Here is a 13009-nt window from a genome sequence, read left to right on the forward strand (position 1 = left end):
CCTGGAAACATGAAAAAACAACTCTTATATACGCTTTCTTTCGCCATGGCATTTGCTGCCTGCAAAAAGAGCTTTCTCGATAAAAAACCTGAATCTGACCTGAGCACTGGTAGTTTCTATGCCTCTGCTACGGATGCGGAAGAAGGATTGACGGGTGCTTACCGCACCATGGCTAATGGTAACTTCTTCCAGTACGATAACCTGATGAATACAGATGGTCGTTCTGACAACTGCTACGTAAACGGTGATAACACTTCGGCGGAGCAACCATTGGAGATGTTTACCTATGTGGCGACAAATACCAATATCCAGCGTGACTGGCAGGAACTATACAACAATATCCGTGCAGTGAATGCTGTGCTGGATGCAGTACCCGGCCTGAATTCCGACGAATGGGCCGGTACTACCCGCAAAGCGCAGATCCTGGGTGAAGCCCGTTTTCTGCGTGCCATGAACTACTACTGGTTAGTGACCGAGTGGGGCGATGTACCACTGATCACTACAGAAGATAACGGTGGCGACTATTATCCTTCCCGTGCTACCAGCACCGAAGTATATGCACAGATCATCACAGACCTGGTGTATGCAGATAGTACATTAAATACGTCTCCTTACAATGGTGAGTATGGCCGTGCGACCCAGGGTGCTGCCGATGCCATGCTGGCAAAGACTTATGCACAGATGGGTGACTATACTAACTGTCTCGTCTATGCGAATAAAGTGATCAGCAGCGGTACCTATGCATTAGTAGGTAACTTTGCCAACTTATGGGGTGCTGCGAATAAGAACAACAGCGAAGCCATCCTGGAGATTCAGTATTCAGGTAGTACGTATAGCTTTTGGGGTGTGGAGATGTTTGCATACGTAGCATCTGATCAGTGGGCAAAACGTAACATCGGTTCTTATGATCTGATTCAGGCATTCAAAGCCGCTGGCGATACTGCTGGCGCACGTTACACATCCACGTTCAACTGGCAGATAGCGAATGCGAGTTTTAACAGTCCGGCAGCGGCCTGGGAATATACCGAAGCAATTCCGTTTATGAACAAATGGCCTGATCCAAGTGGCTGGAATAGTACTGATAATATTACCTTATTAAGATTGGGGGATATTATCTTATTGGCTGCAGAAGCAAATAATGAGTTAGGCAATACAGCCACAGCTATCACCCTGCTGAACCAGATCCGTACCCGTGCAGGCCTGGACAATACGACTGCGACTACAAAAGCAGACCTGGCAACTGCCATCCTGAATGAAAGAAGACTGGAACTGGTGAACGAAGGTACCCGCTGGAATGACCTGATGCGTGCAGAGAAAAACGGGTATGTGAATGTGGTAACCCTGATGAACAGTCAGAAAGATGAATCCGGTACCACCATCAATTATGGGGTGAATACTGACAAGCATCAGTATTTGTTCCCAATACCGGAGCAGGACAGGTTGTTGAATAAGAATTTAACCCAGAACACAGGATATTAATCATTGTTTAACCTGTAAAAGGGGGCTATCTTCTCAGCGGGAATATGCTCAATTCCCGCTGAGAAATATATACCATAGCGACTCTAAACACACAACAACATGGATTTTGGAAAACGTCTGCTGACAGTTGCATTGGTGGGAGGCATGATATGCCCGCTCACGAAGGTGCACGCGCAGAAAAAAACAAAAACAGCGCCACCGGCCAAAGTGGTAGCTTATGATTCCGCGACAATAAATGCAAGGGTAGAAGCCTTGCTGGCAAAAATGTCACTCGAAGAGAAGGTAGGTCAGATGGCACAGATTACGCTGGACGTAGTTGGGAAAGGACCTAACCGTTTTGCAAGCTTTGACCCGCTGGTGTTCGATACGGCAGAGATACAGAAAGCACTGGTGAAGTACAAGATCGGTTCCGTACTGAACACTGCAAATAATAAAGCCCTGACCCCGCAAAGATGGTGGGAGGTAGTCAGCTATATTCAGCAGGTATCGATGAAGGGCAATGCCCTGCAGATACCCGTGATCTTTGGCATTGACGCGATTCATGGTGCGACCTATACAGCAGGCGCCACCCTGTTCCCGCAGCAGATTGCACAGGCAGCTACCCGCAACAGGACACTGGTACGCAAAGGTGCTGAGATCACGGCATACGAAACAAGGGCCAGTAATACCCCGTGGGTATTTTCCCCGGTGCTGGATTTAGGTGGAGATCCCCGTTTTCCCCGTATATGGGAGTCATTCGGTGAAGACCCTTACCTTGGTGCACAGATGGGACATGAAATCGTGAAAGGCTATGAAGGGGAGAAGAATAATGTGAACGATCCAACCCATGTAGCTGCAAGTATCAAGCACTTCTTAGGTTACCAGGCACCTGTATCCGGCAAGGACCGTACACCTGCGAACATCAGCAAACAACAGCTGTATGAATACCACCTGCCGGCTTTCAAAGCCGGGGTAGAAGCAGGGGCACATACCATTATGATCAACTCTGGTCAGATTAACGGTATCCCTGTACATGCGAACTACGAAATTCTTACAAAATTACTGAAAGAAGAACTGGGCTTTAAAGGACTGGCGGTGACTGACTGGGCAGATATTGAAAACCTGTACCGTCGTGATCATATAGCAGGTAGCGATAAAGAGGCGATCATGCTGGCCATCAATGCTGGTATTGATATGTCCATGATTCCTTATAACTATGAACCATTCTGCGATGGACTGGTGGCATTGGTGAAAGAGGGAAAGGTATCACAGGCAAGAGTGGATGATGCAGTGCGTAGAATACTGCGTGTGAAATTTGAACTGGGCCTCTTTGAGAAACCGGTTACTAACTACAAAGACTATCCTTTATTTGGTAGCAAAGAGTTTGAAAAAGCATCTTATGATGCAGCAGCAGAAGCGATTACATTGCTGAAGAATGAAGGGAATGTATTGCCCTTAACAAAGGGAGCTAAAATACTGGTCACTGGCCCGAACGCAAATGATATGCGTACACTGGATGGTGCGTGGAGCTATAGCTGGCAGGGAGAAAAGGTACCCCAGTTTACGGCTCAGTATAATACCATCCTGGCAGCCCTGAAAAAGAAAGCAGGTGCAGAGAATGTAACTTACATCCCGGGTGTGAGCTATAAGGCAGATGGTAAGTGGTATGAAGAAGCACCTGATCGGCTGGCAGATGCAGTAGCTGCTGCGCAACAGGCAGATGTGATAGTATTGTGTCTGGGTGAAAACTCATATGCAGAAAAACCTGGCGACCTGAATGACCTGTACATGGGTGATGACCAGACTAAACTGGCACAGCAACTGATTGCGACTGGTAAACCAGTGGTATTGGTGCTGACAGAAGGTCGTCCGCGTATCATCAGCAAGTTTGAGCAGGGAGTGAAAAGTGTGGTGCTGGGTTACCTGCCCGGCAATTTTGGTGGCGATGCAATAGCAGATGTGTTGTATGGTGATGTGAATCCATCCGGTAAATTACCGTATACGTATCCACGTTATCCAAATGCGCTGATAGGGTATATTCATAAGCCGTCAGAAGAGCAGACAAAGGCAGAAGGGGTGTATAATTATGAAGCCGATTACAATCCGCAGTATGCATTTGGTACAGGGTTGAGCTATACGACTTTTGAATACAGCAACCTTAAAGCTGAGGTGGCGAACCGTGTGCTGCGCGTAACAGTAGATGTAAAGAATACAGGTAGTAAAGCTGGTAAGGAAGCAGTAGAGGTGTATACATCAGATTTGTTAGCGACATTGATTTCGCCTGATGTGAAGAGACTGCGTGGATTTGAGAAGATTTTGCTGCAGGCAGGAGAAAGTAAGACGGTAACATTTGATATTCCGGTAGAGCAGTTGGCTTTTGCAGGTGTGGATGGCAAGCCGGTATTGGAGCCGGGTGATTTTGAAGTGCATGTGGCGAAGCTGACCGCGAAGTTTAGGTTATAAAGCAGTGGGGAATTTGCCAACGGGTTAAGGTTTAATCAATGTGGTGTATTTGCCAGCAGGTTAAGGTTTAATCAGTGTGGTGGATTTGCCAACGGGTTAAGTTATAATCAATGTGGTGGATTTGCCAACAGGCTAAATTATAATTCATGTGGGGGCCGGTACGGCCCCCATTTCTCAATTTTCCTATCATGAAGTTATGGTTGTATGCCGGATGCTTAGCATCGGTACTGGGCGGCTGTACCCAGAAAAAAGAGAATGCACGTGTTTTCCTCACTACAAGAGACGAAAAACAGCTATTTCAGGAGCAGGCTTTTCTCAAATCTGAAAAGGACACCGCATTATTAAATTTAAAGATCGACACTAGTCAGCAGTACCAGGAGATCGAAGGATTTGGTGCGGCTATGACGGGATCATCGGCTTATGTAATGCAGCAATACATGACAGCACCTAAGCGCAAAGCACTGCTGGATGAACTGTTTGATGCAGAGAAAGGGATCGGGATAAATTATATCCGGTTGTCGATAGGCGCATCTGACTTCTCTCTTTCACCTTATAGCTATGATGATATGCCTGCGGGCGAGCGGGATGATAGTCTGACGCATTTTAGCATAGCAAAAGATACGGGTGCTTTAATTCCTGTGCTGAAAGAGGTGGTGGCAATTAACCCTGATATCCACATCATGGTGACTCCCTGGAGTGCACCGGGATGGATGAAAACCAGTGACAAGCTGGAAGGTGGTTCCTTAAAACCGGATGCTTATGCAGCATATGCCTCCTATTTTGCAAAATATATCCAGGCCTTAGGTGCTGAAGGTATCAAAGCAACCAGTCTGAGTGTCCAGAATGAGCCGCAGTATGAAGCGGCCTATCCTACCATGAAGATGACGGCGCCAGAACAGTTAACCTTTATTAAGGATCATTTAGGACCTGTATTACAACAAAAGGGTATCCACACAGAAATACTTTTATTCGATCATAACTGGAATAGCCCGGAATACCCGATTTCCATATTAGACGATTCGGTTGCGGGTAAGTACGTAACTGGTGCAGCTTTCCATTGTTATGAAGGTGCCGTAGGTGCCATGAGCCTGGTACATGCCGCGCACCCTGACAAAGGGTTATATTTCACAGAATGTTCCGGTGGGAGCTGGGCGCCTGATTTTGGTGGCAACCTGAAATATATGGTGGGCAATCTACTGATAGGCACCGTCAATAACTGGTCAAAGAACGTATTACTCTGGAATATGGCGCTGGATGAAAATAATGGTCCTACGACCAATCAGCCTGCGCTGCCAGGAGAGAAGGTGAACAAGGGGTGTATGACCTGCAGAGGGGTGGTAACGGTCCGGTCAGACAGCGGAACGGTGACAAAGAATGTAGAGTACTATGCGCTGGCGCATTTCAGCAAGTTTGTGCGGCCAGGGGCGAGAAGGATCTATTCATCCCATCCTGGGGTGGTGGAAAATGTGGCGTTTTTAAATAAAGATGGTAGCCGGGTGTTGGTAGCGCTGAATGGCGGGGAGGAGACAAAGGTTTTTTCTGTGCAGGACGGGGAACGGGTGTATAAATATGAGCTAAAGGCAGGAGCAGTAGTGACTTTGGTGTGGAAGTAGTATTGAAGTAGTATTATCGGGAAGCATTTCTGAACAGGTATGCTTCCCGATAAAATTACACAGTTCGTGGTATATTATATATATGCGGGCCAACATATATTTGTAATACAACTACTTAAATAATCTTCTATTACCTTGATTTGCACCCCCTTTAGCCTTCCGGTCGTCGGGAGGCTCTTTTTTGGGAAGGAGCAGCCCTTATTCCAATAATATCCCGCTTGCCTTTTGCCGGGAGGTTCTTTTTTGGGAGGAGCAGGCCTTATTCCATTAATATCCCACTTGCCTTTTGCCGGGAAGTTCTTTTTGGGGAGCAGCAGCCCTTATTCCAATAATATCCCACTTGCCTTTTGCCGGGAGGTTCTTTTTTTGGGAGGAGCAGCCCTTATTCCAATAATATCCCACTTGCCTTTTGCCGGGAGGTTCTTTTTGGGAGGAGCAGCCCTTATTCCATTAATACCCCACTTGCCTTTTGCCGGGAGGTTCTTTTTTTGGGAGGAGCAGCCCTTATTCCAATAATATCCCATTTGCCTTTTGCCGGGAGGTTCTTTTTGGGAGGAGCAGCCCTTATTCCATTAATATCCCACTTGCCTTTCGCCATGAGATATTGTTTATTGAGGAGGAAGTTCAAGCCCCCATTCCTTCAGTTTTTCAACTGTCTTTGTATAGTTCTCATGCAAAAGCCCATTGATTCCCAGCCCTTCAGCAACATGAATAAACATAGCACGGTCCTCAAGGTATAATACCTCCTGTGGTTTTACAAGCGCAATATCCAGAGCCATTCGCCAGATATCCGCATCAGGCTTGCGGAAATGCACAAAGCAGGAAGAAATAAAAAAATCTACAAATTTATCAATGCCGAACGTCCGTATGCGGTATTCGTTCAGTTCTCTTCCTTCATTGTTGACAATCGCGATCTTCAGTTTATAATGTTCCTTTAACTGACAGATCAGGTCTATCATTTCAGGATAAGGAGTCGTACGGCTGTACATGAACTCTTTAAAATCATTCCTTGTAAACTCCCTGTGTTCGTAGAAGACAATTCTTGTAAGGTATTCATCCAGCGTGAGCTTGCCTTCTTCGTAAGTATCGAAGGTAAGGTGGTGGCGTTCTTCCAGTTCTACAATATCCAGATTAAAGATCCTGGCTGCCTCTTTACGGGCAGCACGGTCCCAACCGTTGCTTAATAAAACCCCGCCAATGTCCAGGAATAGTGTCGTAATTTTTGCCGAGTGATGCATGGTTTTGAAATTAAGATATAAAAATGTGCGCAGATGTAATTTATGAAATTCCTCTATGTGAATGTGCGGCGAGGTGATTTATGAAATTCCTCTATGAGAATGTGCGCAGATGTAATTTATGAAATTCCTCTATGAGAATGTGCGGCGAGGTGATTTAAGAAATTCGTCTATGACAATGTGCGCAGATGTAATTTATGAAATTCCTCTATGGGAATGTGTGCGTATGTGATTTATGAAATTCTTCTATGAGAATGTGCGAGGATGTAATTTATAAAATTCCTCTATGAGAATGTGCGAGGATGTGATTTATAACTCTTCTCTACCTGTTCGAATTTGCCAGCTGAGAAATTGATTTACTTAACCGGCCGTTTCACAAAATGTGGTAACTTCATAGCAATTGGCACGGTCACCACTACCAATACAGCTGCAATAAAGAACGTATCCTGTATGCCATAATGATGCGCCACAACTTCCGTATATCCTTTTCCATCTGTATAATAGCGCATAATGTATTGCTGTAGCAACCCACTAAATGCAATACCAATAGTACCACTTAATTGCTGTAATAACGAAAACATAGAAGATGCCTGCGTGACTTCTTCCGGAAGAACCGCACTCATAGCAGCGGAGGTAATAGTCGAAACGAGCAAACCAATACCAAGCCCTCTCACCACCATGGCAGCAATGATAGGAAATAAAGCAGGCGTATTTAATTGCGAAAGCTGTATCATAGATATAGCAACTAATAAAAGCCCTGTTACTATCAATCTTCTTGGTCCAGTTTTATCATACAGCGATCCTGCAATAGGTGTGACCAGTGCCATCACCGCTGAGAAAGGTAAAATTAATAACCCTGATGCAATTTCAGAAAATCCCAATTGTCCCTGAAATAAAAAGGGCATGAGAAATAAACCACCATAAATAGCAACCGATCGTACGCTGGTAATTAAGATACAATAAGTATAGATCCTATGCCTGAAAATATGCAGGTTGAAGAGCGCCTGCGGATTCGGCAAACTACGCCGGATAAATACAACAATTGCGATAATACTGACAATAAAAGGTATCCATACCCCCAGCGATGTAAACCCTTTATCCGGCAGCACAGCGATAGCATACTGGAACAACACTATAAAGACAGTAAAAACACCGAACCCACTGGCATCAAATCGCGCAGGCTGGCGAACATTCGTCTTTAAGAACCGTAAACTATATGCTGCGATACCGATGGTCAAAATTCCAATCGGCAAGTTGATATAAAATATCGAGGGCCAGCCGTAAAGGTTGGTCAATGTTCCTCCTAAAGTTGGTCCTATGGCCGGTCCGGCAATACTACCCAGCGACCACCAGCCCATGACTTTACCTCTTTCTTCTGCAGGAAAGACCAAGGTCAATATAGCCATGGCAGTAGGCGTAATTGCACCGCCGCCGAATGACTGTATCGCCCTGGCCGCGATTAGTTCCGGCAGACTGTTGGAGATCGCACATAATAAGGAGCCGAAGGTGAAGATGGACAAACTGATCAGGTACAATGCATAAAAACCGATCTGTTCTTTGAGCCAGCTGGTGAGGGGCATAAACACACAGAACCCCAGCATGTAGGCTACGATCACCCATTCAATTGCATCCAGCCCAACCCCAAATTGTGTGCTCATTGTGGGGAGGGAAACATTCACTATACTACTGTCTATTCCCGCCATAAAGGTGCCCAGTATCAGGGGGAACAGAATCCCAAAACGTTGCTTCATGTACAACTAAATTATTAATTATTTTCTTTTTGCGAAAATGGGCCGGTAGACGGTTTAATACTCATTGACAGGTATTGAATTTTTTCGTTTTATGATAAGGCACTTCACAGATCAGGTGATCGATTTCCCTGACAATTTACAGGTGTTAGCTCTTTTCGGTTCATAAAAAGAACGACCACATACTCCATCATCGATTTTTATACCAACTTCCGCTTATTGCTTATTTTCGTATCATGAAAAAGACTTTCGCCGATCACGTCATCGATTTTAATACCCACTTACAATATACCGGTAAGCTACCCAAGGGCATCCGTATTATGAATCCATTTCGTGAACAGCCGCAGGTCATGGATATCATGAAACAATTTTACCACCGGTTTTATGGAGACCAACACCCCAGGCAGATTATTATGGGCATTAACCCAGGTCGCTTAGGCTCCGGATCTACAGGCATTCCATTTACAGATACGAAACGGTTGCAGTCGGTTTGCGGTATATCCATTTCCGGTATACAAACACACGAACCCTCATCTGTGTTCATTTATGATGTAATTGCTGCATATGGTGGGCCGGAGCAATTTTATCATGATTTCTATTTTGCCTCCGTATCCCCTTTGGGATTTACGGCCGTAAAAGAGGATGGAACAGAAATCAATTATAACTACTATGACAGTGTGGAACTGACAAAGGCGGTGTATCCTTTTATGGTAGAGAATATTAAGAAACAATTGGAATTTGGCGTGGATAGAAATGTGTGTTATTGTTTAGGAACGGGAAAGAATAGCCAGTTTTTAATCAAATTAAATGAGAAAGAAGGGTTCTTTAAGAAAATAGTCCCCTTGGAGCATCCACGGTTTGTAATGCAGTATAGGGCGAAAAGGAAACAGGAATTTATTGATAAGTACCTGGAACGCTTTGAAGAAAATGCTCACTAACCGAAGGCAGAAATATATTGTGTACCTGCATTAACTGGCCGCAGGCCATCTTCTTGTCGCTAAAAAGCACTTTTCCCGAAGTTTAAATAGGCTTTTTGAAATAAAACTTCGATTTGCTTTTTCCCAATAAAACCTATACCTTAAAGTATTATTGTTTGACCCAAAAACTAACCCCACTATGCCTGACTTTGTATTCATGTTCGCCGGCCATGGTAGCCAATATTATAATATGGGCGCGATGTTATACCACAGCAACGTATTTTTTAGAAATACCATCCTGCATTTGGACAAGGAGGTCCGCAATCACACCGGTACTTCGGTAGTGGAGTATCTTTACGGCAGGCGTTTCAATCCAGAAGGGATTTTCGATGACATCCGGTATACTAACCCCGCTCTTTTTATGGTCCAATACGCGCTCGCCCGGTTATTGCAGGAAGAGCTACTGGTAAAACCTGATTATGTACTGGGTAGCAGCGTAGGGGAGATGGTGGCTGCTGCTGTGAGCGGCATGGTTTCGCCAGCCGAAATGCTTACAGCTATGATCGACCAGGCGCGGATTATTGAACGGTTGTGTAACAAAGGTGGATTGATATCCATTTTAGCAGATCCTGCCATTTACGAACAGGAACCGCTGTTGTATGAAAACACCACACTGGCCGCTGTAGACCATAAGGGACATTTTACGCTATCTGCCGATGACCGTACTTTGCTGGCAGTACGCCTCTGGCTGGACAGCCATGAGTTATCTTACAGCCAGTTACCAGTGCGCTTTCCATTTCACAGTCCGCTGATGGAACCTGCCAGGGCTCCGTTCATCCGCATTATGCAGCAATTGCGCTATGGCGCGCCGGAAGCTACTTTTATTTCAGGTATTCAATCTGCTCCTGTGTACCAGGTAGGTGCAGAGTACTTCTGGGATGTGGTACGCGAGCCGATTGCCTTTAGCGCTGCTATTGAAAGACTGGAAAACGCCGGGCCTTGCTTTTATATTGATTGTAGTCCGTCAGGTAGTTGCAATAACCTGCTGACAAAAGCACTGTCTCCCACTTCTTCTTCTGTGAAACAGGTGATCATGAGTCCGTTCGGACAGGAGATTAAACATCTGCAGGCATTGTTGCAAAAAAGGCAGGCGTATTCGCATTGAAATTGATGAGATAAAACCGGGTGCTTTAAAGTAAGTATGATGAACTTCTTTGTTAAATGAAATCCGATCTATATTCTTTTGGGAAAAGAAATCCTCCCTGCATTGCTTTTACAAAGAAATTCCACCCACTTTCTTTTACGCCTCCGCCAGCGCCACAATATCTCTGACTTCAATTGTTTTCTTAAAATACCCCTTTTCTGTTATTGCAATCATCGCTTTGCCCAGCTCCGCCAGCGTACAAAACCCATTCTTTAATAACATTCTACCTATCGGATAAATCCAATCCACATATTTATATCCTTTCAGCACATGCCTTGCTCCCTTATCCGCCCTTAAAAAACCAGGGCGAAATGCAAACACCTGCCTGAAAGGCAATTTCATCAAATCATTTTCTGTCTTCCCCTTCACCCGTGCCCACATTAACCGGCCTTTTTCCGTACTATCCGTACCACCACCAGATACATAACAAAATGTCATGGCCGGATTTTGCCCACTCAGCACCTCCGCAACATGCATGGTGAGCGTATAGGTCGCTCTCGTATATTCTTCCTCTCCTTTCCCAAGCGAAGTTACCCCCAGACAAAAGAAACAGGCATCATACCCTTTCAACTCTTCAGCTACCGGATGAATATTAAAAAAGTCACCATGGATGACTTCTTTCAGCTTCGGATGTGATTTGCCAAAGGGCTTTCTGGCAAAGGATACGACTTCAGTGACCAGCGGGTTGCGGAGGCATTCTTCCAGTACCCCTTCGCCTACCATTCCGGTCGTACCGGTGACGATTACTTTCATAATGACTGTTTTACTATTATAGTATGATATGCTACCAGTTTGTTTATACCTCGCTACTTGAAAGTGCCGCCCTGCATTAATCATCCTTCGCTTATTCATTAATTATTCCTTCTTTTAGTAAGGTTTCTAAATGTACGATACTTCACCGTTCAATTTGTCCGCTTCACCCAGGAAATCAGGAACCGATTACCTAAATTTCTGTCTATTTGCTCTAAATCTAAAACCATGAAAAACAAAATTGGATTAATTGCCTTATTTGCCCTGTTTTTTGGACTTTGTCAAAGCACATTCGCACAGGATGTTAGCAGGAAAGATCAGGCGGCTAAAGCGATTACAGATACCATGCAGGTGGAGCTTACCCTGAATGATGACCAGTATAAAAAGGTGTATGATATCAATGAGCAGTTTTTAACAAAACTGGGTGGTATTAAGCAGGAAGGCGGCGGCAAACTGGCAAAACTACAGAAACTGAAAGCGGCTGATCAGGAGAGGAATGCGGCGCTGAAGCCAATATTGACAGATGAGCAGTATAAGAAGTTTCAGGAGTTTAAGAAGGAGAGGAGGGAAGAGATGAAAGAGAAGTATAAGAATAGTAAAAGCTAAAATGACGTTCTTCAAAAAAAAATAAACCTGATTTTATGAATAAAATCTTCATTTGTTCCATTGTTAGTTTATGCCTCAGCACACTGGCAGGAATTGGTGCTAAGGCACAGGTAGTAGTAGTCAGACCCATTCACAGGGTTGTCGTAGTAGCAAGACCAGTGCCTCCACCACCGCAGGTGAGAGTCGTTGTGGTTAGACCAGTGCCACCACCGCCACCGCCAGCGAGAGTCGTTGTGGTTAGACCAGTGCCGCCACCACCACCACCGCCAGCGAGAGTCGTAGTCGTAAGACCAAGACCCATCGTGCGGGTATATGCCAGATTGTAAGAATAAGCTACATTAAGCTCATAATTAAACGGTTGGGCCGGAAACGACCCAACTCTTTCCTTACATATAATTTTCTATTTGAACTATTTTACCATGTATCGCCTTAATCCAAATTAAAAGACTAACTGCTGTTAAGAGCTCATCCAATTTTCAAAGGGCAAAAGAACATAAGTTCATCGAATTTTAGAATCTACCCCAACTCACTTAATATATCGAAAATTATCCCTGATTTTTTGTCCCTAATGTCTAATGATTAAAATTGCAACTATTATTTGTTGATAATTATCTCTTCAATTGTTCTTTTTATTTCTAATTTAAGCTTTATGCATTGACGTTTTAGGCAGGAACCCCCAATTATTTTCAAATAGTTGTATAAACTCATTCACCCTGTTTAAGTAATTATGCCTCACATGGTAATTACTTTTTGCTCGGCCGTCAGGCCGAGCAAAAGCAAGATGCCTTTTTTATCCATTAATATTCATTCCTCTAATCAACAACCCAGTTAACTGATGAAAACCTTACAAGTAATTTAATTGCACACTAGTCTTCGCAAGATGCTACATATGTAGTAATCATAAAATGTCAAAATATGCCCCGGATCTGGACAGATCAGGGGGGATCTTTGGCCTAGATAAAAGGATAGGCTCCAGGTGATTATAACTATGTAATATTTCCTGGCCCTAGTCCCT

General features: G+C 44.5%; 11 protein-coding genes. 7 read left to right on the forward strand and 4 right to left on the reverse strand.

Features of this window, described 5'->3' with window-relative positions:
• Window positions 1-9: 9 nt before the first annotated feature.
• The 3 genes from SIO70_RS19950 (at window position 10) to SIO70_RS19960 (ending at window position 5534) form a co-directional block, all read left to right on the forward strand.
• On the forward strand, window positions 10-1479 hold the full coding sequence (locus SIO70_RS19950; RefSeq protein ID WP_320573646.1) for a RagB/SusD family nutrient uptake outer membrane protein: 1470 nt from the start codon (window positions 10-12) through the stop codon (window positions 1477-1479).
• A gap of 99 nt (window positions 1480-1578) precedes the next feature.
• The gene (locus SIO70_RS19955) at window positions 1579-3921 is read left to right on the forward strand and encodes a glycoside hydrolase family 3 N-terminal domain-containing protein (RefSeq protein WP_320573652.1); all 2343 of its coding nucleotides are present in this window, start codon (window positions 1579-1581) and stop codon (window positions 3919-3921) included.
• Between the two features lie 188 nt (window positions 3922-4109).
• Window positions 4110-5534, forward strand: coding sequence for a glycoside hydrolase family 30 protein (locus SIO70_RS19960; protein WP_320573654.1), 1425 nt, complete (start codon window positions 4110-4112; stop codon window positions 5532-5534).
• Window positions 5535-5976: 442 nt separating this feature from the next.
• Here SIO70_RS19960 and SIO70_RS19965 read toward each other — a convergent pair whose 3' ends face one another.
• The 3 genes from SIO70_RS19965 to SIO70_RS19975 form a co-directional block, all read right to left on the reverse strand.
• The gene (locus SIO70_RS19965; protein ID WP_320573656.1) at window positions 5977-6132 is read right to left on the reverse strand and encodes a hypothetical protein; all 156 of its coding nucleotides are present in this window, start codon (window positions 6130-6132) and stop codon (window positions 5977-5979) included.
• Between the two features lie 10 nt (window positions 6133-6142).
• Window positions 6143-6772, reverse strand: coding sequence for an HAD family hydrolase (locus tag SIO70_RS19970; RefSeq protein ID WP_320573658.1), 630 nt, complete (start codon window positions 6770-6772; stop codon window positions 6143-6145).
• A gap of 353 nt (window positions 6773-7125) precedes the next feature.
• Window positions 7126-8520 (reverse strand): MDR family MFS transporter, encoded by a 1395-nt coding sequence (locus tag SIO70_RS19975; RefSeq protein ID WP_320573659.1) that lies wholly within the window; start codon window positions 8518-8520, stop codon window positions 7126-7128.
• A 233-nt stretch (window positions 8521-8753) separates the two neighbouring features.
• On the opposite strand from SIO70_RS19975, the gene SIO70_RS19980 reads away from it, so the two are divergent.
• The gene (locus SIO70_RS19980; RefSeq protein ID WP_320573661.1) at window positions 8754-9455 is read left to right on the forward strand and encodes an SMUG2 DNA glycosylase family protein; all 702 of its coding nucleotides are present in this window, start codon (window positions 8754-8756) and stop codon (window positions 9453-9455) included.
• A 178-nt stretch (window positions 9456-9633) separates the two neighbouring features.
• Complete coding sequence (locus tag SIO70_RS19985) at window positions 9634-10599, forward strand: acyltransferase domain-containing protein (RefSeq protein WP_320573663.1); 966 nt, start codon at window positions 9634-9636, stop codon at window positions 10597-10599.
• A 135-nt stretch (window positions 10600-10734) separates the two neighbouring features.
• Here SIO70_RS19985 and SIO70_RS19990 read toward each other — a convergent pair whose 3' ends face one another.
• On the reverse strand, window positions 10735-11391 hold the full coding sequence (locus SIO70_RS19990; RefSeq protein WP_320573665.1) for an NAD-dependent epimerase/dehydratase family protein: 657 nt from the start codon (window positions 11389-11391) through the stop codon (window positions 10735-10737).
• A gap of 225 nt (window positions 11392-11616) precedes the next feature.
• Between SIO70_RS19990 and SIO70_RS19995 the strand changes: the two genes are divergently transcribed.
• The gene (locus tag SIO70_RS19995) at window positions 11617-11994 is read left to right on the forward strand and encodes a hypothetical protein (protein WP_320573667.1); all 378 of its coding nucleotides are present in this window, start codon (window positions 11617-11619) and stop codon (window positions 11992-11994) included.
• Between the two features lie 35 nt (window positions 11995-12029).
• Window positions 12030-12320: a hypothetical protein gene (locus SIO70_RS20000; RefSeq protein ID WP_320573669.1), complete on the forward strand. Its 291-nt coding sequence runs from the start codon at window positions 12030-12032 to the stop codon at window positions 12318-12320.
• The last annotated feature ends 689 nt before the right edge of the window (window positions 12321-13009 follow it).

The organism is Chitinophaga sancti (genome assembly GCF_034087045.1).
GTDB classification, from domain to species: domain Bacteria; phylum Bacteroidota; class Bacteroidia; order Chitinophagales; family Chitinophagaceae; genus Chitinophaga; species Chitinophaga sancti_B.

Excerpts from the sequence above, each read along its gene's own strand:
- SIO70_RS19950 (WP_320573646.1), top strand. The coding sequence starts at position 10 with ATGAAAAAACAACTCTTATATACGCTTTCTTTCGCCATGGCATTTGCT.
- SIO70_RS19985 (WP_320573663.1), top strand. The coding sequence starts at position 9,634 with ATGCCTGACTTTGTATTCATGTTCGCCGGCCATGGTAGCCAATATTAT.
- SIO70_RS19995 (WP_320573667.1), top strand. The coding sequence starts at position 11,617 with ATGAAAAACAAAATTGGATTAATTGCCTTATTTGCCCTGTTTTTTGGA.
- SIO70_RS19970 (WP_320573658.1), bottom strand. The coding sequence starts at position 6,772 with ATGCATCACTCGGCAAAAATTACGACACTATTCCTGGACATTGGCGGG.
- SIO70_RS19965 (WP_320573656.1), bottom strand. The coding sequence starts at position 6,132 with ATGGCGAAAGGCAAGTGGGATATTAATGGAATAAGGGCTGCTCCTCCC.
- SIO70_RS19980 (WP_320573661.1), top strand. The coding sequence starts at position 8,754 with ATGAAAAAGACTTTCGCCGATCACGTCATCGATTTTAATACCCACTTA.
- SIO70_RS20000 (WP_320573669.1), top strand. The coding sequence starts at position 12,030 with ATGAATAAAATCTTCATTTGTTCCATTGTTAGTTTATGCCTCAGCACA.
- SIO70_RS19975 (WP_320573659.1), bottom strand. The coding sequence starts at position 8,520 with ATGAAGCAACGTTTTGGGATTCTGTTCCCCCTGATACTGGGCACCTTT.
- SIO70_RS19990 (WP_320573665.1), bottom strand. The coding sequence starts at position 11,391 with ATGAAAGTAATCGTCACCGGTACGACCGGAATGGTAGGCGAAGGGGTA.
- SIO70_RS19955 (WP_320573652.1), top strand. The coding sequence starts at position 1,579 with ATGGATTTTGGAAAACGTCTGCTGACAGTTGCATTGGTGGGAGGCATG.
- SIO70_RS19960 (WP_320573654.1), top strand. The coding sequence starts at position 4,110 with ATGAAGTTATGGTTGTATGCCGGATGCTTAGCATCGGTACTGGGCGGC.